The following is a 22,962-nucleotide window of genomic DNA, read 5'->3' as shown; positions in this document are numbered from 1 at the left end:
CCGCCGCCGGCGCGCCCGCACCGGTACGGCACCGGCCCCGACTCCTGCTCGCGATGGACCCGTCCGTGGCCGGCCGCATTCTGGACGCCGAGGCACGCGTGCGGCTGAGCGCGCTGGCCGAGGTCGATCTCGAGCTGATCGCCGACGACTTCGACAGCCCGGAGGCCGCCGCGGCGCTGGCCGAGGCGGAAGTCCTGTTCACCTGCTGGGGCAGCGCCCGCCTGGACGCCGCAGTGCTGGCCCGGGCACCACGACTGCGCGCGGTGGTGCACGCGGCCGGCTCGGTCAAGCACCACCTCACCGATGCCGCCTGGGAACGCGGCCTGATCGTCTCCTCGGGCGCCGCGGCCAACGCGCTGCCGGTGGCCGAGTACACCGTCGCCGCCGTCTTGTTCGCCAACAAGCGGGTCCTGCGGATTCGGGACGCCTACCGCGCGGAGCGGCGCCTGGTCGACTGGGACGCGCGGTTCCCGGGCTTCGGCAACTACCGGCGCACCATCGGCATCGTGGGCGCATCCCGGATCGGTCGCCGGGTGCTCGAACTGCTCCGCCCGTTCGATTTCGAACTGCTGCTGCACGACCCGTATGTGACTGCCGATCAGGCCGAGGCGCTGGGCGCGCGCAGCGTGGACCTGGACGAACTGGTCCGCGACTCGGACGTGGTCACGGTGCACGCACCCGAACTGGAGTCCACCCGTAACCTCCTGGACCGCCGCCGGCTCGCGCTGATGCGGGACGGCGCGACGCTGATCAACACCGCCCGCGGCTCGCTCGTGGACCAGGACGCACTCACCGAGGAACTGGTCGCGGGCCGACTCGACGCGGTCATCGACGTCACCGAACCGGACGTACTCCCGGCTGCCTCACCGCTCTACGACCTGCCCAACGTGCTCCTGACCCCGCACATCGCCGGCTCCCTGGGCGGCGAACTGCGCCGCGTGGTGGCCCTGGCCCTGGACGAACTCGACCGCTACACCCGAGGCATCCCCTTCGCCCACGCAGTCGAACCGGCCACCCTCACCCACTCGGCCTGAGACAACCTCGAACGCCGGCCGGCCCGCAAGCCCGCCCCGGCCGGCGTTCGACCACGCAAACCCGAGACCCATACCTCGCCCCAGCCGGCGTCCGACGGCGACGCGGCCCGATCCGCAAATCTCAGCCTCGTCGGTCTTCGGTACCGGATTCGGTCCAACTCAATGTGCGGTCCGCAATTTCAGTACAACGAGGTCACCCGGCAACGACCGTCCATCTTCGACTCCACGCCGGCCTCGCGGGCGGAGCGCGCGGAGGTATTCGCCGCGCCCGCGGCTTGCGAGGGGTCCGTCGTTGCGGTGGACTACGCCGAGTTCCGCGACTCTTCGGCGGCCCGGTCGGCAAATTCCACGCCGGTGAAGGCCACGTCCTCGGCGTGGGCGACGATGTCGACCTCGTCGCCCAGTGCCCATTCGGCCACCCGCGAGACCATCGGCGCCGGTACCGCCGCGCTGATGCCGGGCGCGGCCGGGATGTCGTGCGTGGCGTGCGCGTCGTGCGGCAGTACCACCCGGTAGCCCTGCGCCAGTGCCGCCCGCGCGGTGGCGCCCACGCACATCTCGGACATCACCCCGCATACAGCCACACCCTTGACGCCCGCCCGGGTCAGCAGGTCGGCCAGCGGTGTACCGGCGAAGCCGTCGTCCTCGGTCTTGCGGATCACCACCTCGCGGGGGCCGGCCTCCACCGGCAGCCGCAATTCCCACCCGGGGGTACCGGTCTCGTCGTCCGCGCCGGCCGGCCCATCGTTCTGGAGATGCACCACCAACGCACCGCTCGCCCGGGCCCGGGCGATCAACGTGGCGGCCCGCTCCACGACGCGCTCCGCCGCCGGTACGGCGCCTGCGCCGGTGACGAAGGCGATCTGCACGTCGACGACGAGCAAAGCGGACACGGGTTCGATGTTCGCTGTCATGTCACCCCATCCTGCCCGCCGAGTCGTTCCGCCGACCCGCGGGGTCCGCGAAGCCGCGCTACCCGAAGGCCAGTCGGCGGAACTCGTCGCGGATGGCGCCCAGTGGTTCGCGTTCGCGGGTGAAGTAGACCTTGTTGGTGAGCAGGACGGCCCAGCGCCGCCGTTGCGCCGAGATCCACATGGCGGTGCCGGTGAAGCCGTAGTGGACGTAGACGCCCTCGGCCGGGCAGGTGCCCGGAGCCGGATGCCAGAACAGGCCCCGGGCGGGTTCGAGGTCGCCGGTGTGGACGGTGAGGGATTCCTCGACCCAGGCGGGACCGAAGCCGGGTCCGCGGCCGGCGGGATATGCGCCGAGCAGGTGGCGAAGGAAACGCGCCAGGTCGTCGCGGACGGTGAAGGCGCCGGCGATGCCGCAGACGCCGCCGAGCAGGCGTGCGGACGGGTCGTGCACCGTGCCCCGGAGCCGGCTCTCGCCGTCCGGGTCGGGCTCGGTGGGCGCGCAGTCGGCGGCGAGCGCGGCGGGGAGCGGGCCGAAGCGGGTGTCGTGCATCCCGAGCGGTTGCCAGATCCGGGACGCGGCGACGCGGTCGAGGGTGTCGGCCGCGAGGTGTTCGACGAGATAGCCGAGGATGAGCGCGGCCCGGTCGGTGTACTCGACGGCTTCACCGGGCGGGCGGTGCAGGACTTCGCGCAGTACGCCAGTGCGGATGGTGTCGGGGTCCGTGCCGTAATGGGCGGCCAGGTCCGCGTGCGGCGGAACGCCTGCGGTGTGGGTGAGCAGCCGGCGGGCGGTGACGACGCCGAGCGGGTGGCCGGCGACCTCGGGCCAATACGAGGCGAGGGGTGCGTCGAGGGGCAGGACACCCTCCTCCCAGAGGGCGCCGACGCAGGCCCATACCGCGATGATCTTGGTCAGGCTGGCCACGTCGAAGATCGTGCTCGGGTTCGTTCGCACGTCGGTGCCCGTGTGGGTTCGGCTGCCGTGGTGGGTCAACGGCCCAAGCGGCGTGACGGGTGCGGGTGGCGCGTTCGGCGCGACCGGCGTGTTCGGTGCGAGCGGATCGAGGGTGCCGGTGGCTCCGGTCGTCCGGGTGCCGTGGGTGTCGCCGACGGCCCATACCGCGCCGGGGTAGACCCTTTTCCGGACTCCGGTGCTCACGAGTCGTCGGATGCGTGCGGAGTGGGATCTCATCGCGCTTTCGCCTCCCGAGGAGCTGCGTTGCCCTTCATGATGCTTCGTGGCGCTTCGCTGATTTTTGCCGCACTGCCGCGCCGGGCCGGGTTGCCGCGCCGTATTCCGCGCCGTGCGCGTTGCCGGCCCACGAGCAGGCCGTGCCGGCCGGACCGCTGCCGGTCCGGATCCTGCGCGCGGCGCAGTTCCATGAGTTCGTGGCGGAGCTCGCGAGCTGGGGGATCCAGGGCGAGGTCTGCCGCGTGCCCAGGACGCGCACCCAACTGATCGCCGCCCGCGCCGTCGCGGAGGGCCTGGTCGACCTGGCCACCGGCGACGGCCCGGTGACCGAGTCGCCCGGCACCCCGTTCGCGGAGGTCGCCGGCCCCCGCGAGGAGAACCTCGCCGCGATGGCCGAGTTGGTGCCGGCCCGACGCGGCCACGAGGTCCGCATCGAGGAGGTGAGCGACCCGGCCAGCCCGGACCGCGACATGTTCGAAAACGGCGTCCTGCTCCCTTCCCCGCACGCCGTCCTGTCCGCCCGACGTACCGCGACTGGCTCGACGCGCAGGCGTAGGGCCGTGGCATGCCTTGGCACGTGCGAACCGACCGGGCGGCACCGATCTCCGGATCGGGGCCGCTGGTACGGGGCCGCCGCTCCGGCACTTGCTCGGGGCCGGATCCGGGGTCGGTTCGGGATACCCCCGGTGCCGGGCCGCCCCTGCGGCTCGGCACCGCTCGGTCGAGCCCGGCGGGGCATCGCTGTTCGGCTCAGACGGTCGGGGTTCGGTGGGTGGTCCAGATCTTGCGTTCGGCGCCCAGCGGGTCGGGGGTGATCCGGGGGGTGGTGTCCCAGACCATCGTGTCGCGGTGGGTCCGGGTATAGCGCGGCCACTGGGGGCCCGGGTCGAGGTCGCGGATGAAGGCGACCCACGTGCCGTGCATCGCGTCGGCCAGCTTCTGGGGTGCGTCGGGGCCGGTTGCGGTCTCCGCGTTCTCGGCGGCCAGCAGGTCGAACGCGAACGGCAGGTCGAGGCAGTGGAAGGCCTTCCCGCCGAACATCGGTGCGGTGGAGAGCCATTCGAAGGTGTACAGCCAGGTCGGCCGGTCCCGTCCTGCGCGGGCCTCGGCGATGGAGACCGCCGTGGCGCGGAACAGGGTGTCGGTGAGTGCCTGGCCGATCACCTGGGCGGGGGTGGCGCCGTCGTGCAGGGCAAGGTATGCCTCGATGCCCTCGGGCGGCAGGCCCGCCGCGCCGAGGACGGCGACGGCTGCCTCGATCGGGGCGTCCGACATGCCCAATTCGGCGGCGGCGTTGAACTCGTGATGGGTGGCGCCGAGCATCAGCGGCGCGGGTGCGTCCGAGCCGTCGCGGAACGCGGCGTGTACGTCCTCGGGGATCAACTCGCCGTCGGTGAACGGCGCCAGCAGTAGGCCGGGCAGCGCGGTGGCGCCCTCCTCGGGAGCGGTGACCAGGTCCTGCAAGCGCAGCAACTCGTCGTGCGAGAAGTCGCGCAGCGCGGCGGCGGTCGCGGGCAGGCCGGTGCGGGAAGTGAAGAGTTCGGCGACGGCGAGGCCGGCCGCGCGGCTCTGCGGTTCCATCACCGCGCCGGAGACCGAGATGGCAGCGCGGAAGAGGTCGTGCGCGGACGGTGTGACCATCAGCGTCTGCACCGCGCCGCCGCCCGCCGACTGACCGGCGATGGTGACCTTGGCCGGGTCGCCGCCGAAGCCCGCGATGTTGTCCCGGACCCAGCGCAGCGCGGCGATCCAGTCCAGGACGCCCCGGTTGTCGGGAGCGCCCTCCAGGTGCAGGAAGCCCTCGATGCCCAGGCGGTAGCCGAGCGAGACCAGGACCACGCCGTCCCGGTTGAACGCGGTGCCGTCGTACCACGGGCTGGCGGCGGAGCCGGCCACGAAGCCGCCGCCGTGGATCCAGACCAGTACCGGCAGCGCGGCGTCCGGGCTCGGGTCGGGGGTGAACACGTTGACGCCGAGTACGTCGTCGCCGGGGATCGACGGCTCCGGGATGATCGTCGGCCCGTCGCCGAACGCGCGGCGCTGGGCGGTGGGGCCGTACACGGTCGCCGCCAGCGGTTCGGTCCACGCCTCGGGGGCCTCGGGCGCGGCGAAGCGCAGGTCGCCGACGGGGGGCTTGGCGTACGGAATGCCCAGGAAGCGGGCGGACCGGCCCTTCCAGGACCCTTGCACGGGGCCCAGGGTGGTGGTGACGAGCGGCTGCTGGGGCACGGGGTCATCCTTTGCGCGGAGGGTCCTGGCGGTCTTGCGGTCCGACGGTCGGCGCGGGGGTGAGGCCCGAGCGTTGCATGCGTTCCATGGGTGAGTATCGACCCCGAATAATAAATATTACAAGAGTTGAAAAAATCACTTTCGTACTTCGGCCTCGCGAGACCGGGAGCCGTGGAGAGTGCGGGGTCGCGAGGGGGCGGCGCGGGGGCCGCAGGGCCGCGAGGGGGCGGGGCCGCGAGGCCGCGAGGGCGCGGGAGCCGCCGGCCGATCGGGCCGTCGTGTGGGTGGTCGGGTCGGCCGGCTGATTGCGCTGCGGGCCCTTCGGTGGGTGGGGACGCTGGCCGGCCGGGTCGAGGGCCGCGGCGTCGTCGGGCCGCGTGGTGCTCGGGACGCTTCAGGGTCCGGTCGCCGGGGCCCTTCCCGCAGGCGCTCGGGGCGGGGGCCGGCCGGATCGCCGGCTGCTCGCAGACCGGGCTTGCGAGCTCGGGCCGGCGGGTCGGCTCTCGGTGTCACCCGGCGGTGGGCGAATCGGGCTGAGGCAGAATCGGTCGGGTGAACCCCACCGACACCGCCGCGGTACGACGCCACAACGTTGCCCTCGTGCTGCGCGAGATCGCCGCGCACGGCCCCTGCGCGCGTACCGAGGTCGCGGCGGCGACCGGCCTCGTGCACGCGTCGGTCACCGCCTTGGCCGCCGACCTGATCGGGCGTGGCCTGGTGGCCGAGGTCGGCTCCGCGTCGTCGGGCGGACGGGGTCGGCCGCGTCGGCTGCTGCGCCTGGTGCCGGGGCGGGTGGTGGCGATCGCGCTACAGGTGACTCTGGAGCGGGTCGAGGTGATGGCCGCGGACCTGGCCGGCACGGTGGCGCATCGCGCATCCGTGCCGCACCGCGCACCGTTCGGCGACCCCGAGCCGCTGGCCGCGGTGCTCGCGCGCGAGATCGCGCGCGCCGAGGCCGTGCTGCGCGCTCGGCGCGACGCGCATCTGGCCCGAGTGGTGATCGCGATGGCGGGACCGGTGACCGGGTCCGGGCATACCGTCGCCGCCGCGATCGACTTCGGCTGGTCGCGGACCGACCTGCGCGCACTGGTGCTGGCGCACCTACCCGACCTGGCCTGCCCGCTGGACGTGGTCAACGACGCGAACGTGGCGGCCCTGGCCGAATACCACGCCCGCGCCGAGCAGGGCGACGAACTCCCGTGCGCGGCCGCGTACATCAAGGCCGACACCGGTGTCGGCGGCGGCCTGGTGGTCGGCGGTCGGATCCACACCGGTACGCACGGCATGGCCGGCGAAGTGGGTCACATCCCGCTCGCGTTCGACGGCCCCGACTGTCCGTGTGGCGCGCGCGGGTGCCTGGCGATGTACGTCGGGCCCGAGCCGCTGACCGCCGCCGCCGGACTCGCCGACGTGTCCGCGCGGGACGGGGTCGACGCGGCCCTGGCCGAACTCGACCGCCGACTGCGCGCCGGTGACCCGCGCGCGACCGACGCGCTCGTGCTCGCCGGCCGTTCGGTGGGCGCGGCGGTGCTGGCCATCTCGGGGCTGGTGGACCCGGGCGAGGTGATCCTCGGCGGCTATCTGGCGACCTGGACCGTGTGGCTGACCCCCGGCATCGACGCCGTCCTGGCGGGCCGCCGCGCGGTTGCCCCTCACCTGGAACCGGCCATCGTACGAGGCATATTGGGCCCGGACGCGACCCTGCACGGCGCCCTGCGAACCAGCCGAGAGGCTACCCTCGACGACGCCACCACCGTCCCCCCACTCGACAAGGCAACCCCGGCAGCCTGACACGATCACCGACCGCCCCGGCCCATCGCCCGTCACCCTCACCGCCCCGGCCCCGGCTTTCGCCGGGCTCCGGCTCCGGCCTCGGCTCCGGCTGCTGCGGCGAGTGAAGCGAATGCGGCAGAAAATCGGCCGCATTGGCGCGCAGACTCGTGCCCATGGAATCCCCTTCCGGTCGGTCCCGGATCCTGGTCACCCGTCGGGCGCTCAACCGCACCCTGTTGGCACGCCAGTTCCTCGCCGAGCGCACGCGCCGCAGCTCGGCCGAGGTTGTGTTGCGCTTGGTCGCCTTGCAGGCACAGGAGCCGAACTGGCCCTATGTGGGCCTGTGGACCCGAGTGGCGGACCTCCGGCACGCGCAGCCGACCGCCCTGTACACGGACCGCACCGTCGTCCGCGGCCCGCTGCTGCGCGGCACCCAACACATGGCGGCGGCCGAGGACTACGCCTGGATCCGGCCGCTGTTCCAACCCACCCCCGGAACCGAGCTGCGCCCGAGCTATTTCGCGCGCGAGACCCGGGGTCTCGAACCCGCCGAACTAGCCGCTGCCGGACGCGAGTTGCTCGGAGATGGGCAGCTGACCCGGCGAGCGCTGGGTCGACTCCTGACGGAGCGCTATCCGGGCCGATCCGGGGCCGTGCTCGCGGCGGCGGTACAGCGGCTGCTGCCGATCGTGCATCCCACGCCCGACGGGCTATGGGGTGGCTGGGGTACGCGTTCGTCGGTGTCCATGGCGTTGGCCCCGGCGTGGACCGGCCGGGCGATGGATCCGGCGCCTGCGGTACGGGAGTTGATCGCGCGCTACCTCGCCGCGTTCGGCCCGGCGACCGTGTCCGACGTGCAGAGCTGGTCCGGGCTCAAGCGGCTGCGCGACGTGGTCGGGGGCATGCCGCTGCGGGTGCTGCGCGACGTCGACGGGCGCGAGTTGTACGACCTGCCCGACGCGGAACTCGCTCAGGAGGACCGGCCGACGCCGGTGCGCTTCCTGCCCGCGTACGACAACGTGCTGCTCGGGCACGCCGATCGGTCCCGAATCCTGGCCGACGAGGACCGCCGACGGGTCATGCCCGGCGGCGCGCTCGTACTGCCCACGTTCCTGGTCGACGGCTTCGTCCACGGCACCTGGTCCGTGCACTCCACCGGCCTGCGGATACGGCCCTTTCGCCCGCTTTCGCCGGACCAGGCAGGACAGGTCGCCGAAGAGGCGTCCCGACTGGCCGAGTTCGTCATCGCGGACCCCGACGGGCGGCGGATCGACATCGGCACATAGACCCGGCCCCGACCGCCCCGAGGGGGAGCGGCACGCCTCCATCACGACGAACCGCCCTCGAACCGTCCCCGCACGAGCCCCGAACGACCCCGACCCGCTCCGAGGCCGTCGCCGCTCCACCCCCGCCCACCTCACCCGCCCGAGGCCACCGAACCCTTCGAAGCGGTCGGCCACAACGCCGCGCCCGCCGCGAGCGGTGGCAGGAGGGCGACCAGGGCAAGCGCCCGCGCCGGGTCCATCGTCGTCGACAACGATCCGACCGCCGCCGCGCTCATCCCACCGCCGACGAAGTACACCTGGTTCAGCAATCCGACGGCGCCACCCCGCACGGCCGGGTCCACCAGCGTCGCGACCCGTCCGGTGGTGACGACCTGGCTCACCGCGAACGCCACGATGCACAGCGAGGCGGCGACCACGATCACCGGCGCGCCCGAGGTCAGGCCGACCGTGAGCAGGCCCGCCGACGCGAGCACCGCGGTCACCGCGAACAGCACCCGCCCACGCGGCCCGACGGCTCGGCGGGCCAGCACGAAACCGATCAGGCCGCCGGGCAGCAGGGCCGCGCCCACCTGGAGCACGCTCCATCCGTACTGCCGGACCAACAGCTGCGGCGCCGCGTACATCACCGAGAACAGTGCGCCGAACACCCCGATCCCCATCACCGCGGTGAGCACGATCGTGCGATCCCCGACCAGCGCGCGCGGCACGAAACCGTGCGGTCGACGCAGCGTCCACCCGATCAGGGCGCCGAGCGCGAGCGCCGCAGCCACGCCCAGCGCGACCACCGTCGGGGTGCCCAGGGACAACGTGGGGGACTGGATCAGCACCAACAGCGTGGTAGCCGTGACCGCGACCAGCCCGGCACCCACCGCGTCCACCGCACGCCGCGAACCGGCCCCGGTACGCCGCACCAGCGGCAGGCACAGCCCGATCACCGGAAGCGACAGCGCGGGCAGGACCAGGGTGGCCCGCCAGCCGATCCACTCGGTGACCACGCCGCCGACCAGGGTGGCGCCGGCCCCGAACACCGCCATCGTGCCCCCGAATTCGCCCAGGACCCGGGCCCGTCGCGCCGGATCCGTGGCCACGGCGAGGGCCAGCGCGCCCGAGATCATCGCCCCCGAACCGGCCGCCGCGACGAACCGCCCGGCGACCAGGACGCCCAGGTTGGGTGCGCCCAGGCACACCGCCATGCCCAGCGCCAGCAACGCGCCGCCCACCGACAGCGAGAAGCGCACACCACGGGCGTCCGCCAGCCGGCCGAACACGGCCGTCCCCATGCCGAGTGCGAGCGCGTGCACGGTGAGCACCCAGCCGGTGGAAGCCGGCCCGGCCGCGAGCGCGTGCCCCACGTCCGGCAGCGCGACCCCGGCCGCGGTGACCCCGAATACCGAGGGGCCGCCGAGCAGTCCGAGTCGCACCCCCGCCGCGCCAACCGGTCGGTCCCCCGCCGGCGCCCGCGCCGCCGCCCGTTCCCCGGTACTCCCGTCCGCTGTCGCCTGCTTCGTCGTCACGACCGTGCTCCTCGTCCGCGATGCCGCAGGGTGTACCCGACCATCGAGCCACCGGCACCGACCCGGGCCACTCTCGACGCGCGCGTTCCCGCCGCCCATCCCCCAGCTGAGGGATGGGCGCCCGTAAGCGAGAGGCACAGGATCGAGGACGTCCGTACCGATCCACCCGAGGAGCACGCGCCATGCAAGCCGTCATCGCCATCGACCACGGCGGTCCCGAGGTCCTGACCGCCGTGCCCGCGCACCCCGAGCCGCGTCCCGGCAACGGTCGGGTCCTGGTGGAGGTCGCCGCGAGCGGGGTCAACTTCATCGACATCAGCCAGCGCCGAGGCGTGTTCGCCGTGCCCACGCCGTTCGTGCCCGGCGTCGAGGCCGCCGGCACCGTCGCCGAACTGGGCCCGGAGGTGACCGGCTTCGCCGTCGGCGACCGGGTCGCCTGGGCCATGGACGGCTCGGTGACCACCGCGTACGGCGCCTACGCCCAACGCGCGGTGGTCTCCGCGGACCGCCTGGTGCCGATCCCGGACGGGTTGGATGCCGAGTCGGCCGCCTCGGTCCTGATGCACGGGATGACCGCGCACTACCTCACGCACGACGCCTACCGGGTGCGCCCGGGCGACACCGTCGTGGTGCACGCGGCGGCCGGCGGCCTGGGCGGAGTGCTCACCCAGTACGCGGTGGCCCGCGGCGCACGGGTGATCGCGACGGTCTCCGATCCGGCCAAGCACGACCGGGCCCGGGCGGCCGGGGCGGACCTGGTGCTCGGCTACGACGGGTTCGCCGAGCGGGTCCGCGAGGCCACCGACGGGTGGGGTGCGGACGCGGTGTACGACGGGGTCGGCGCGGCGACCTTCGACGGCGGTCTGGCGAGCCTGCGGACACGCGGCACCATGGTGCTGCTCGGCGGAGCGAGCGGCCCGGTCCGGGACTTCGACACCGGCCGCCTGCTCGGCGCCGGCTCGCTGTACCTGACCCGACCCGGCATCGCCGACTACATCCGCGATCGCACGGAGTTGCTCGCCCGGGCACACGACGTGTTCGAGCGCACGCTCTCGGGCGCGCTGCGGGTGCACGTCGGCGGGCGGTACCCGTTGGCGCTGGCGCGGCGCGCGCACGAGGATCTGGAGAGCCGACGAAGCACCGGGAAGCTTCTGCTGATTCCGTAGGTTGACGCGATCGTCGGGACCGCCCGAGTGTGCACTCGACCCGATGACCGGCCCCGCCCGGACACCGGCCCGAGGCGCGGGACAGGCCCGAGAATGCGACGGCCCTCGCCGTCGCTGACCCGACTCGACCCGACCCGACCTGACCCGATTCGCTTCGAAACGAAACGAAACGAAACGGCGAGTATCCGCCGCCCGACCCGATCCCCCCGAAGCCTGCCCGTGTGTCCGACCAGGAACGGAGCCCCGATGACCCGCCGACCCGGCACCGCCGGCTGGAAACGCGACGAACTGCTCGCTCGTGCCGCCGAGGCGCCCGACGCGCTCGCGCTGTTCGCGACCGCGTCGGTGCGGCTGCGCCGCCTGGTCCCGTTCGACGCGGCGGTGTGGCGCGCGACCGATCCGCTTACCGGGCTGATCGCCGCGCCGATTCGGGTGGAGAACATCGACGCGGGTGGCTGCGCGGCGTTTTGGACCAGCGAGTCGGACCCGGACACGGTCAACGCGTTCCGTGCCCTCGTGGACGCCCGGGTCCCGGCTGCGGCGCTGCGCGAGAGCACCGGTGATCGGCCCGAGGCCAGTCCGCTCTACGACGCGTACCTGCGCCCGCGCCGATTCGGCGACGAACTGCGCGCGGTGTTGCGGGTGGCCGGCCGGCCGTGGGGCAGTGTGAGTCTGTTCCGGGATCGGGACCGACCGGCCTTCACCGCCGCCGACACCGAACTGGTCGCGGGCCTGTCGGCACCCCTCGCCGCGCGGTTGCGCGGCTTCCTGCGGCCGGGCGAGGCGACCGTCGAGGAGTTGGCGGAGGCGGACGAGGCGACCGGCGTACTGCTCTTCGATCGAGCCGGCCGCCCGGTCTCGGCCAACGAGCAGGCCCGCGCGCGGATCGCGAGCGTGGTCGGCGAGGACGCGGACGGCACGCTGCCGATGTGGATCGCCACCCTGGCCGCGGCGGGGACCGGTCGGGTACGGGTTCGGACCCGGGCCGGCCGCTGGCTGGTGTGCCACGCGTCGCGGCTCAGCGGCGACGACGCGTTCACGGTGGTGATGATCGAGGCGGCCCCGGCATCCGAGGTGGCCGCGATCATCGTCGAGGCGTACGAACTGACCGGACGCGAGAGCGAGATCACCCGACTGGTCGCGGGCGGCCTGGGCACCGACGACATCGCCCGCCGGCTGCACATCTCCACCCACACCGTGCGCGACCACATCAAGTCCGTGCTGGCCAAGGTCGGCGTGGCCAGCCGGGGCGAACTGGTCGCCAAGTTGTTCACGGAACACGTGGGACCGGCGGCCGGGCGGTCGGTGTCCCGGGTACGAACGGCGAGCTGAAGCGCCTCGCCCGAGTGGTCCCGGAGTCCGTCCCGCCGACCTCAGCGCAGCATCGCCGCCATCAGGTCCGTGCCCAGCGCCGCCGTCGCCGAGGCGTCCAGGTCGTAGAGCACGTACCGGCCGCGCCGCCGCGTTCTCAGCAGCCCGGCCTTGCGCAGTACGGCCAGGTGTCGGGAGACCTCGGGCGCGGTCAGCTCCCAGGTCGAGGCCAGTTCGCCGGTGGTGTGCGAGCCGCGAGCGAGGGTGCGCACCAGGCGCAGCCGGACCGGATGCGACAGCGCCTCCGGGTGCTGCCGTACCAGGTCCATCGGGACCGGCCCCCGGACGTCCCGGTCGGTGGATCGCAGGTGCCGGTCGGCGGGCCGAGTCGATTGACGACAAGTCAATCGAGGTGACCGGGCTCGGTCGGACCGACGACGGTTTCGCCGATGACGACGACTTCGGCGCAACCGCCTTCCACACCTCTCGTGACCCGACCGCCTGATGACTCGGCGGACGCCGCGGGCCCGGCTGTGGCTGCGGGCGCGGCTGGGCTCGGCGGGTCGGTCGCTGCGCAACGCGGGTTTGGGCGCCGGCGCGTTGATCGCGACATTGACGACCCCGGCTCATGAGTGAACCGAGCCCGCCGCACCGAACCCCGGACCCGCCGATCCGCCATCCGAACAGGTCGCTTCGGCTCGGCCTGTTCTCCCTTTCCGGGTTCGTTTGCTGTCTGACCTCGTTCCTGGCGCCCATCGCCGGCTTCGCAGGCGTCCTCTTCGGCATCACGGCCGTCGACCAATCCCGGAGGCAATGCGTCGGCAAGGCCCGTGCCCTCCTGGGTCTGATCTGCTCCGTCGCGGCCTGCGTGCTCTGGATCTGGCTGCTCGGCTTCACGGACCAGCACCCGTGACCAGTGCCGCTTCCGGCAACATTCACCCCGCCGCGCCTCGCCGCACGAGATCGCCTCGGCCGTGCGGGAGTTCGTCCTCGGGTCGAAGCGCGGGAATGGGAACTCCGGTACCGTCGTGGGCAGTTGACCGGATAGCAAACGGCCGGGCATCGGTCGGCGATGGGGGACGAGGGCAATACATGGACGCATCCGCGATGCTCGACCGGCTCGCCGCTCCGGAGACTCGGGCGAATCCTTTCCCGCTGTACGAACAGGTTCGCGAACTTGGTTCGGTGCTGCCGGTTGCCGACACACTTGTGCTGGTCACCGGGTACGCGGCGGCCGATCGGGTGCTGCGCGACCGAGGGTTCGGGGTGCTGGACCGCGAGGTCGGCGCGGCGATGTTCGGCGACGAGCCGCAACCCCGGTCGTGGGAGCTCTTCGGTCGTTCGATCCTGCGCAACAACCCACCGGTGCACACCCGGCTGCGCGGGCCGATCGCGTCCGTGTTCACCCCACGCCGGATCGCCGCGCTCGAACCGGCCATCGAGCGCGCCGTGGGCCGCCTGCTGACCGCGATGGCCGAGTCGGGCCGGGAGGGCGTACCCGTCGACTTCATGGATCGGTTCGCCTTTCCGCTGCCGGTCGGGGTGATCTGCGAACTGCTCGGCGTCCCGGACGAGGATCGGTATCGTTTCCGGCGCCCGGCCCACGAGCTGACCAGGGTGCTGGAGTTCATGTCGGTCGACGAGGATATGAGTAGTGCCGATCTGGCTGCGCAGGAACTCAGCGGCTACTTCGCGGATTTGGTGACCGAACGTCGAGCCCGGCCGCAGGAGGATCTGATCGGCGCGCTGGTGCGGCTGCGTGACGAAGATCCGGAGCAGGCGATCGGCGATGCCGAACTGATCGCCAACCTGGTGCTGTTGCTGGTGGCGGGTTTCGAGACCACCACGAACCTGCTCGGCAACGGCCTCGCACTGCTGGGGGAGCATCCCGACGTGCGGGCTGCGTTGGCCGATCGGACCCTGCCGGTGGCCGACTTCGTCGAGGAGGTGCTGCGGTACGACTCGCCGATCCAGCTGACCTCGCGGATTGCGCTCCGGGACGGCCTCTCGGTCGACGGAGTGCCGGTGCCGCGCTTCGGCGAGGTGCTGGTGCTGATCGGGGCCGCCAATCGGGATCCCGCGCGCTATCGCGAACCGCAGCGGTTCGATCCGTGGCGCGCCGGGAACGGCTCGTTGAGTTTCGGGTCCGGGATTCACTTCTGTGTCGGCGCGATGCTCGCCCGGCTGGAAGCGGCGGTGGCCTTCTCGCGCCTGCTCGACCGCTTCCCGGCGCCGACCCTCGCGCCGGGCGCGATCCGGCACGACCGCCTGTTGTTCCGCGGCTACGGTGAACTCCCGGTCACTGTGAGCTGAACCGGGTGAACCGGGTGAACCGGGTGAACCGGGATCCACGTGAGCTCGGGCATCATCGGCGCCTCGACGTATGGTCCGCCGCGCCGCCGCCGGATCAGGCCGATCTCTCCGGCGCGGTACGCGACTCGGCCCGGTTCCTGCACTGCTCCGCGGCGATCGGGGCGGGCTGCGAACGCCCGTGCTCCCGGCATTGGCCACCGGCATGCGGCTCGATCGAGCCGATCATCAGCCGGTGTCCCCGCTTGTGGTGCGTTCGTAGACGCGCTTGCCGGAGAGCGGCGGCAACTGTGGCTCCGGGATCGGGAGAACTTCGGCCATGAGCCGTTCGAAGTCGTCGTGGTCGAGCCACTCGGGCTCGACTTCGGGCTGCGGATGCTCGTCCATGCCACGATGCTGCCACGCGACGGCCCGGTTGGCTGCCATCGATTCCGAATCAGTCCGTAATCAACCGGTTACCCGACTGATTCGGACCCTTGCCCGGCCCGGCGTCGGTGCCGCGCCGCATACCGGCCGACTTCCACCCCAACGGGTTGTCGGCACACCGGTGTCGTGCCTGGGCCTGGACTACTACGAACGTGAACCGGCCGGGCGGATCAGCCCCCGACGAAATGCGAATGTGTGTGCGTTGCGCGGTGCATAGACTTTCCGGGTGATCGTTCCGGAGCCGGTGCAGGTGCAGGTGCAGGAGGACGCGCTCGCGGTGCGCGGCGCGTTGGCGACAGCGCGGGTGGGTCTGGTCGATCGCGAGGTGGTCGCCGAAGTGGTGACGCTGTGTGCGGTCGCGGGTGAGCATCTGCTCGTGATCGGGGCCCCGGGCACGGCCAAGTCGTTGGCGGTTCGGCGGATCGCCGAGCAGCTCGGTGGGCGCTACTTCGAGTACCTGTTGGGCCGATTCACCGAACCGAACGAGATCTTCGGCCCGGTCGATCTGCGTCGACTGCGCGACGGGGTCGTCGAGATCGAGACGGCCGGGATGTTGCCGGAGGCGGAGATCGCCTTCCTGGACGAGGTCTTCCTCGGCTCGACCGCGATCCTGAACACCCTGCTCGGCCTGCTCAACGAGCGGGTCTTCCGGCGTGGCGCAACCGTGTTGGCGGCGCCGCTGCGGGTGTGCGTCGGAGCGGCGAACCACGTTCCGCACGACCCCTCGCTCGCGGCCTTCGCGGACCGGTTCCTGGCCCGGGTGTTCGTCGACCCGGTCGCGGACGCACGGTTGGAGGAACTACTGGAGGAGGGCGACGCACTCTCGACCCCCGGGGCCGTACCCCCGGTATCGGCGCATGCGCTGTCCGGCATCGATCGCCTTGCCAAGGCCGCACACTCCTGCGAACTCGGCTCGGTGCGACCCGTGTTGGCCACCGCGGTGCGCCGGATGCGGGCGGCCGGGGTGCCGATCACCGACCGTCGGGCGGTGCGCTCGCAGCGTCTGGTGGCTGCGGCGGCCGTCCTGGACGGGCGCGCGGCGGCGGAGCCGGGCGACCTGTGGACGCTGCCGCTGATCGCGCCGACGGCGGATGCGCAGGCGGCCTCCCGCGACGTGCTGGCCGACCTGATCGGCGCGGCGGGCAGCGGCAGCCTGTGCCACGCCGCCGAGGAGTACTCACACGGCAGCGCGGCGCGGGCGCGGCGACTCGCGGAGACCGGACGGGACCTGCTCGCCCGCTTCGGCCCGGGCCCGACCGACGGCGACCGACGGTTGCGGCTGGAGGCGGTGCTGCGCGAGATCGACGCCGGCTTCGCGACACCCGACCTCGGCGCCGAATTGGCCACTGTTCGCGACCGCCTGGTCGCGGCCGTGCAGTCGTGAAGGGCGGCGTCGAGCCGACTCGATCCGGGATGGGCGAGCCGGGTGGGTCGGGGGTGGCCGCGCCGACCGCGCTCGTTTGGCATCCTCGCGAGCCTCCGCTCCCGGTGGCCGCCGTACTGGTCCGGGGACCGGCCGTGGCCGGCCTTGCGGCGCGGATTGTCGAGCGATCGGATCGCGGAGAGCTGTTCCGGGCAGTGGGCGATCACGAGTGGTTGGTGGTGATGGGGGAGAACCTCCCCTGGCTGGACGGAGTGACCTACCTCGGTTGGGACGGCGAGGCGCTGACGCCCACCACGATGCGGGCTGCGCCTTCGGCGGAGTTGTGGCGCGCGGCTCTCGGTCCCGGTGAGCTCGTGGTGTTGCTGCCGGAGCAGATTCTGACGGCGCCGATGCCGGAGGGCCCAGCGGATCGCGAGCGGCTGGCGACCCTGGCGGCTCGGGCCGCTCCGGTGGCTCCCTTGTTGCCTACGGCTCCTCTGATTTCGGAGACCACGACGGCGCCGCCCGGTGACGGCGGATGAGGCTGCCCGAGGGATTGGCGCCCTGGGCCGGGCCGCTGGACGCGCTGACTCCGCGACTTGCCACCGCCCTGGGGCCGATGGTTCGGCGACTGGACGCGCTGCTGGCGGCGGCGGATCCCGCTCCCGCGCCGGCAGGGGAGTTCGCGGGCTACGGTGGGATTGCCCGGCGCGGGCATCCGGAGCGGTTGCTCGTCTCCGAGTGGCTGTATGCCCAGGAGCTGGGCACCGAATTCCTGCGACGCGCGGCCGACGGTGAACTGCTCTACCTGGACCGCGATTTCGTCGACTCCAGACCGACCGGTCGGGTGATCGTGCTGGTGGACGCGGGCCCGCTCCAGGCCGGCGCGCCGCGCCTGGTCCACCTCGCGTGCCTGATCGTGCTGGCCCGGAAGGCGCAGGCGCGCGGCATGCAACTGGTGGTCGACGTACTCGGGACGGATCCGCACGTCCGGCTCACCGGTGATCTGCGTCGAGTGCTGCGCTCCTGGTTGAACATCCGCCTCGATCAGGCGCCCACACCCGCGCGCGTGTCCACACACCTGGCCGCGGCGGACGACGCCGACGAGGTGTGGATCCTGGGCACGGACGGTGCGGGACGTCGGGTGGTCACCGCGCGCGAGACCGGGTGGACGGCCGCGGGCGCCGCACGCGTGGAGGTGTCCATCGCCAATACCACGGTGGAACTCCCGCTGCCCGCCCCCGAGATAGCGATCGCTGCCCTGCGCGGCCGGGAATTCGCGGTGAGCGAGTCGATCACGGCCGGCGGCGCGGGGCCGGTCGGTCCGTTGAGGTTGCCCGCGTTCACCGGGCGGCCGCGACAATTGTTGATGCGTGGCGAGAGGCCGGGCGACCTGCTCTCGGTGTACATCCCCACCGACGGCCGACCGCCGGCCCGACCCACCCGGCACACCTTCGGTGGCACCGTGTACGCGGCGTCCTGGTTCCGGCGCCGTCTGATCGTACTGACGTTCACGCAGGGCGAGTTCGCCGTGCGTGTCATCGGCCGGCCGGCTCCGGAACTGACCGGCATCGGTGGGCCGGTCGAGGCATTCGGCCCGGAGGCGATCGCGCTGTCGGGCGATACCCCGATTCGACCGATCCGGCACGTGACAGACGCGCTGATCTGCCGGATCGGCGAAGCGTGGTGGCGGCTGCGCGCGGACGAGCCGCCGGTACGGATCGACCTGGCGTCGATCGTGCCGGGCGTCGGCAGGGAGCCGGTCGAGCCACTGATGGCCACCCCCGCGGGCCGGCGAATCCTCCGATTCACCGGATGGCCGCAGCCGATCACGGCAGTCGACGTCACCGATCACCTGCTGGGCGGCGGCGCGTTCGCGTGGTGCGCCGAGGACCCGACCGTGTGGCGGATTCGTATCGCACCGAAAGCTCCCGAGCAATGTCTGTACCTGCCGGCCGACGTACGAGCGATCGGCTTGGTCGTCGAGGACGGCCGGGCCGCGCTGATCAGCACCTCGCTGCACGATTCGGTGGTGCGCACGCACACCACCGACGGGGATCGGGTGCTGCGCGCCTGGTCGGACGCGTTGGACCCGGTGACGGTGCATCCGGGGTTGCCGTTGATCGCCGGGCGGGATCGCGCGGGTCGCATCCGAGTCGGCCACGCGGTGACCGGCGCGGTTCTGGCGACCCTGGCGGCGGTGTGATGGGCCGGGTCGGCGACGGGTCGCCCGGCGACGGCGGCGGGGCGACCGGGTATCGCGGGACGGTGCGGGCCGTGGGGTTCGTGCTCGACGTACCCGTGCTGGGCCGGGACGAGGCCGCCGCGCGAGTGTTGGCGCTGTGGGATCAGGGAGCCGCGCTGCACGAACTCCCGGACGGACGCTGGCTGCTGCGGCTCGGGGCGGAGCGCGTGGTGCGGGCCGAACAAGCGCCCGGTACGCCGCTGGTTGCCTGGGATCAGGCGCTGGTGGAGCCGGGGTTGCGGCCGGAGCCCGGTGACGAGGGGCATTTGGTGGGGAGTTCCGGCGGTCGGCGGACCTCGCTCACATTGTCCGGACTGCCGGTTATGACGCCTGGGGCGTGGTTGCGGGTGGACGGGCTGCCGATTCACCGGTTGCCGGCTCTCGACACGCCCGATCCGTGTCCCGATGTGCCGATCGAGTCTCCGCTGCGATCGGGGCCGAACCTGCGGGCCAAGGCCGGGGTGGGCCGGCGCGACGCGCACGCGGAGCGGATCGCCGCCGAAGTGTCGGACGCGGAATGGACCGGGCCGGGCGGCACGAAGACCCTCCCGGACCCGAGGAGCGCGCCGGTCGCGTTTCTCGCGATGGTGGTGCAGGTCGGCCTTGTCGCCCTCGGCGCCGGGGGTGCGATCGCCGCGCTCGGTGCGCTCACCGGCGGGCGGGCCCCGATCGCGGTGCTCGGTCCGATCCTGGTGGGCGCCGTCCTGCTGTGGCGACGGCGCACGCGCGGCGCGTATGCCGCCACCGGGCAACCCGCCGGGCAGGCGCGGAAGTCGAAGACGCCCGCGGCCGGACGGGCCGGACTCGGACGATCCACGCCGCGTCGGCGCCGGCTCTTGCGGCGCCTGCGCGTTCCGGGCCGTCGCCTGGCCGCGTTGTTGCTTCGCAGCCCCTTGGCCCACGTGTGGTCGGGGCGTCAGGAACGTTACCTGCTCGGCCTGGTGCGGGCGTTCGAGCGCGGTCGTTTCGAGATCGCGCTGCGTAACGCGATCGCGCTGTCCGACAGCCCGGACGACGCACACTCCGGGCCGCTTGCCCTCGGGCTGCCCCGGCCGCGGACGGGCGAACTCAGACCGGCCGCCCGGGTCGGACCGTGGGGCGCCCGGATGCCGACCCGACCCTCGATGTTCGAGCAACTGCGCGTGCTGTACGGGGATGCCGCCGAACGCCTCGAACGAGCCGGGCGGATCGACGAGGCCGCGTTCGTACTCGCGGACCTGCTCGACTCACCCGACGCGGCCGTCGAGGTGTACACGCGCCATGACCGTTTCCGCGACGCCGCCGAGCTGGCCGAAAACCGGGCGCTCGCACCGGACTTGGTGGTCGGGCTGTGGTGGCGCGCGGGCGAGCGGGACCGGGCGGTGACGCACGCGCGGCTGTACGGCGCGTTCGCGACGGCGATCGAGCGGCTCACACCCGGCGACCCGGAGACGGCGAGCGCCCTGCGTGCGGCGTGGGTCGCGGCGTGCCAGGCGGCGGGGGATCATCTCGGTGCGGTCGAGGCGGCCTGGCCCGACCCCGAGCGGCGTCCCACCGTCGCGGCGGATCTGACGGCGGGCATCGCGCAGGGCGGCGCGATCGGCGCACGCCTTCTGGCGTTTCTCGCCACCGAGGCCCCGGTCGAGCAGGCCAGGGCGGCGGTACTGGCTTTTCTCGCGGCGGACGCCGAGAGGGCGATGGCGGCCGACGAAAGCGCGGCGGCAGAGCGTGACGTGGCGGATGGGGGTATGGCGGCCGACCGGGAGGCGGGCGTCGCGGCAACGGTGGGCGCGGTTTTGGCGGCCGGCGCCGGGCCGGTCGCCGTCCTTGCCGACCGCGCCGACTTGCACACCTTCACCGCCGCCCTGGCCGAACTCTCGGCCGGTGACCCGGCCTGGGATCGCGAACTGGCCACCTTGGCCGCGCGCGCCCTGGTGCGGGCATCCGGGCGGCCCGCCCGGTTGGTCGGGTTCCCGACCGGGAGCGGGCGTCGGCGGTTCGACGCGCTCCGGGCCCGGGCCGACCCGCTCGTCGCGGCTGATCTGCGCGCGCCGGTCGAACCGGAGCCCGCTCGACGCACCGGGCCGATCGCGGTGGGTGCCGGCCATTTCCCGGGTCGACTGCCGGTATGGAATGCCGCCGCGCTGCCGGACGGCACGGTCCTGGTGGCATGCGGTGCGGCCGGCACCCGGCTGCTCGGCCGCGACGGTCGCGAACGCGCGCGTTGGGACGTAACGGCGCATCGCATCGTCCTGGCGGACCACGGCTCGACCGCGCTGTTGATCGGGGATCGGGGTGTGTCCTGCGACATCCACCGCCTGGATTCGATCACCCGGCGGGTTCGGCACTGGGCCACGTTGTCCGCACGGGAGTTCGCCGACTCCTTCGACGGTGGACACCTCGTGACGCTGGACCGGGGGATCATCACCGTGCTCGACACGCTCACCACTGGGCCGCGAATCGTCTGGCGCGAGGAGGCCGCGCCGGCGTCCTTCCTGGCCGTGGCGCGGACCGCGACCTCGTGCGCTGCGCTCGCGCAGACCGAGGAAGGCGCCGAGCGGATGGCGAACCTCGCCAAGTGGCGCTGGGACATGCCCGGTTGGATGTTGCGGGAAAGATCCGTGCTGCCGGACCGGATGTCGCGCTCACTGGTCACCGGTACCGGCCGGGTGGTTCCCGTCACCTCCGAGTCGGTCCTCGTGTCCGGAGGCGCGTTCGTGGACATTGCGGATTCGGTGGTGGTGCTGTATTCGGGCACGGACTCCGAATCCACCGCGAAGGTCTCCTTTCCCGGCGCCGCTTCCGACACGATCGGTTTCCGGGAGCACGCCGGCCGGGTCACCCTCTGGGACCGCTCGGGCCGGGTCGTGGTGTTGGAAGGTTCGATGGTGCGCGCCGTTTTCCGAACCTGACCGGTCCTCAGGTCACTTTGTGACCAACCCGGATGACGGCAAATCAGTTTACAGGAGATGTTCTCGGGCCCCTTGGCGACGGAACCCGGCAGTGCTTCAATGTGTCTCGTCCTTGTTAGGAAACTTTCCTAACAAAGGATGGACACGGAGCCCCCCGAACGTGGCCGTAGAGCCGGAACGGAGACGCACGTGCAATCTCACCTCGGACGATCCCGCAAGCGTTTGACCCTACTTGTGGCAACAGGACTGTTGATCGCCGCACCCGGGCCGCTGGCCCACGCGGCGACGAGTGCCTCGCAGTCGAGCTCGACCAATGTGACACAGCAGGCCGCCGCGCGGATCGGGCTGGACGACCCGCACAAGAAGGACATCGCCATGCAACTGGTGTCCAGTGCGGAGAACTCCTCCCTGGACTGGAAGGCGCAGTACAAGTACATCGAGGACATCGACGACGGGCGCGGATACACGGCCGGCATCATCGGCTTCTGTTCCGGCACCGGCGACATGCTCGACCTGGTCGAGCTGTACACCGCGCGCAAGCCGGGCAACGTGCTGGCCAAGTACCTGCCCGCGCTGCGCAAGGTCAACGGCACCGACTCGCACGCGGGTCTGGGCAGTTCGTTCGTGAAGGCCTGGGCCACCGCCGCCGGCGACTCGGACTTCCGCAAGGCCCAGGACGACGAGCGGGACCGGGTGTACTTCAACCCGGCGGTCAACCGCGGCAAGTCCGACGGCCTGGGCGCACTGGGCCAGTTCATGTACTACGACGCGATCGTCATGCACGGCGACGGTGGCGACCGGGACAGCTTCAGCTCGATCCGGGCGAACGCGCTCAAGAAGGCCAAGCCACCGGCCCAGGGTGGCAACGAGACCACCTACCTCAACGCCTTCCTCGACGCTCGCAAGGTCGCGATGAAGCACGAGGACGCGCACAGCGACACCAGCCGCGTGGACACCGAACAACGTGTCTTCCTCAAGGCCGGCAACCTCGACCTCAACCCCCCGTTGAACTGGAAGGTCTACGGCGACAGCTACTCGATCAAGAGCTGATCGACACTGCGCCGACCGAGCCGGTCCCGACCCCACCCGCCCATTCCCCACCTCCACGCTGATCGACTCGGAACCGAGCCGATGCAGCCTCCCTGCTCGTCCCGCACGTTGGAAGGCCACCGCCCCTGCGGTGGCCTTCCGCGCGTCCGGGTGGTGTGCGATCTGGGAGTATCAGGATTTAGGTGTACGGGGTCTCGTTCGAGTGAGTCGGGGTTTCGACTCGGTTTCGTTCGTTTGGTCGTCGCCGGTTCGGCTCAG

General features: G+C 72.4%; 19 protein-coding genes. 12 read left to right on the top strand and 7 right to left on the bottom strand.

What is annotated here, in order from left to right; translation table 11 throughout:
- Positions 1-53 precede the first annotated feature (53 nt).
- Positions 54-1,034 (top strand): hydroxyacid dehydrogenase, encoded by a 981-nt coding sequence (locus tag ABZS54_RS29930; protein ID WP_355542889.1) that lies wholly within the window; start codon positions 54-56, stop codon positions 1,032-1,034.
- A 302-nt stretch (positions 1,035-1,336) separates the two neighbouring features.
- Here the strand turns inward: ABZS54_RS29930 and ABZS54_RS29925 are convergent, their stop codons facing one another.
- From ABZS54_RS29925 to ABZS54_RS29910, 4 genes are all read right to left on the bottom strand, one after another.
- Positions 1,337-1,948: an isochorismatase family protein gene (locus tag ABZS54_RS29925; RefSeq protein WP_355542872.1), complete on the bottom strand. Its 612-nt coding sequence runs from the start codon at positions 1,946-1,948 to the stop codon at positions 1,337-1,339.
- Between the two features lie 58 nt (positions 1,949-2,006).
- On the bottom strand, positions 2,007-3,140 hold the full coding sequence (locus ABZS54_RS29920) for a serine hydrolase domain-containing protein (RefSeq protein WP_355542869.1): 1,134 nt from the start codon (positions 3,138-3,140) through the stop codon (positions 2,007-2,009).
- A gap of 34 nt (positions 3,141-3,174) precedes the next feature.
- Positions 3,175-3,612, bottom strand: coding sequence for a hypothetical protein (locus ABZS54_RS29915; protein ID WP_355542866.1), 438 nt, complete (start codon positions 3,610-3,612; stop codon positions 3,175-3,177).
- Positions 3,613-3,890: 278 nt separating this feature from the next.
- Positions 3,891-5,369: a carboxylesterase family protein gene (locus tag ABZS54_RS29910; protein WP_355542863.1), complete on the bottom strand. Its 1,479-nt coding sequence runs from the start codon at positions 5,367-5,369 to the stop codon at positions 3,891-3,893.
- A gap of 552 nt (positions 5,370-5,921) precedes the next feature.
- Here ABZS54_RS29910 and ABZS54_RS29905 point away from each other — a divergent pair.
- Positions 5,922-7,160, top strand: coding sequence for an ROK family transcriptional regulator (locus ABZS54_RS29905; RefSeq protein WP_355542860.1), 1,239 nt, complete (start codon positions 5,922-5,924; stop codon positions 7,158-7,160).
- Between the two features lie 155 nt (positions 7,161-7,315).
- Positions 7,316-8,428: a winged helix DNA-binding domain-containing protein gene (locus ABZS54_RS29900; protein WP_355542857.1), complete on the top strand. Its 1,113-nt coding sequence runs from the start codon at positions 7,316-7,318 to the stop codon at positions 8,426-8,428.
- Between the two features lie 131 nt (positions 8,429-8,559).
- Here the strand turns inward: ABZS54_RS29900 and ABZS54_RS29895 are convergent, their stop codons facing one another.
- On the bottom strand, positions 8,560-9,942 hold the full coding sequence (locus ABZS54_RS29895; protein WP_355542854.1) for an MFS transporter: 1,383 nt from the start codon (positions 9,940-9,942) through the stop codon (positions 8,560-8,562).
- Between the two features lie 182 nt (positions 9,943-10,124).
- Between ABZS54_RS29895 and ABZS54_RS29890 the strand changes: the two genes are divergently transcribed.
- Positions 10,125-11,108: a quinone oxidoreductase gene (locus tag ABZS54_RS29890; RefSeq protein WP_355542851.1), complete on the top strand. Its 984-nt coding sequence runs from the start codon at positions 10,125-10,127 to the stop codon at positions 11,106-11,108.
- Positions 11,109-11,354: 246 nt separating this feature from the next.
- The gene (locus ABZS54_RS29885) at positions 11,355-12,440 is read left to right on the top strand and encodes a helix-turn-helix transcriptional regulator (RefSeq protein ID WP_355542849.1); all 1,086 of its coding nucleotides are present in this window, start codon (positions 11,355-11,357) and stop codon (positions 12,438-12,440) included.
- A 41-nt stretch (positions 12,441-12,481) separates the two neighbouring features.
- On the opposite strand, the gene ABZS54_RS29880 is transcribed toward ABZS54_RS29885, so the two are convergent.
- A complete protein-coding gene (locus ABZS54_RS29880; protein ID WP_355542847.1) occupies positions 12,482-12,748 on the bottom strand; it encodes a metalloregulator ArsR/SmtB family transcription factor in 267 nt (88 codons plus the stop codon).
- Positions 12,749-13,047: 299 nt separating this feature from the next.
- On the opposite strand from ABZS54_RS29880, the gene ABZS54_RS29875 reads away from it, so the two are divergent.
- Both ABZS54_RS29875 and ABZS54_RS29870 read left to right on the top strand, forming a co-directional pair.
- Positions 13,048-13,332, top strand: coding sequence for a hypothetical protein (locus ABZS54_RS29875; protein WP_355542844.1), 285 nt, complete (start codon positions 13,048-13,050; stop codon positions 13,330-13,332).
- Positions 13,333-13,511: 179 nt separating this feature from the next.
- The gene (locus ABZS54_RS29870) at positions 13,512-14,732 is read left to right on the top strand and encodes a cytochrome P450 (protein ID WP_355542841.1); all 1,221 of its coding nucleotides are present in this window, start codon (positions 13,512-13,514) and stop codon (positions 14,730-14,732) included.
- A gap of 225 nt (positions 14,733-14,957) precedes the next feature.
- Here ABZS54_RS29870 and ABZS54_RS29865 read toward each other — a convergent pair whose 3' ends face one another.
- Positions 14,958-15,116 (bottom strand): hypothetical protein, encoded by a 159-nt coding sequence (locus tag ABZS54_RS29865; RefSeq protein ID WP_355542838.1) that lies wholly within the window; start codon positions 15,114-15,116, stop codon positions 14,958-14,960.
- 265 nt (positions 15,117-15,381) lie between these two features.
- Here ABZS54_RS29865 and ABZS54_RS29860 point away from each other — a divergent pair, with 265 nt between their 5' ends.
- The 5 genes from ABZS54_RS29860 (at position 15,382) to ABZS54_RS29840 (ending at position 22,704) form a co-directional block, all read left to right on the top strand.
- Positions 15,382-16,539, top strand: coding sequence for an AAA family ATPase (locus ABZS54_RS29860; protein ID WP_355542835.1), 1,158 nt, complete (start codon positions 15,382-15,384; stop codon positions 16,537-16,539).
- Between the two features lie 29 nt (positions 16,540-16,568).
- Positions 16,569-17,060 (top strand): hypothetical protein, encoded by a 492-nt coding sequence (locus ABZS54_RS29855; RefSeq protein ID WP_355542886.1) that lies wholly within the window; start codon positions 16,569-16,571, stop codon positions 17,058-17,060.
- Positions 17,057-18,724: a hypothetical protein gene (locus tag ABZS54_RS29850; protein WP_355542832.1), complete on the top strand. Its 1,668-nt coding sequence runs from the start codon at positions 17,057-17,059 to the stop codon at positions 18,722-18,724. The genes ABZS54_RS29855 and ABZS54_RS29850 overlap by 4 nt, the downstream gene beginning before the upstream one ends.
- Positions 18,724-21,654, top strand: coding sequence for a bpX6 domain-containing protein (locus tag ABZS54_RS29845; RefSeq protein WP_355542829.1), 2,931 nt, complete (start codon positions 18,724-18,726; stop codon positions 21,652-21,654). Before ABZS54_RS29850 ends, ABZS54_RS29845 begins: the two co-directional genes overlap by 1 nt.
- A 234-nt stretch (positions 21,655-21,888) precedes the next feature.
- A complete protein-coding gene (locus ABZS54_RS29840; RefSeq protein WP_355542826.1) occupies positions 21,889-22,704 on the top strand; it encodes a chitosanase in 816 nt (271 codons plus the stop codon).
- Positions 22,705-22,962: the final 258 nt, after the last annotated feature.

Origin of the sequence: Embleya sp. NPDC005575, from assembly GCF_040605455.1 — a bacterium.
In the GTDB taxonomy this organism is placed as follows: Bacteria; Actinomycetota; Actinomycetes; order Streptomycetales; family Streptomycetaceae; genus Embleya.
This window is presented reverse-complemented; position numbering and strand designations above follow the sequence as displayed.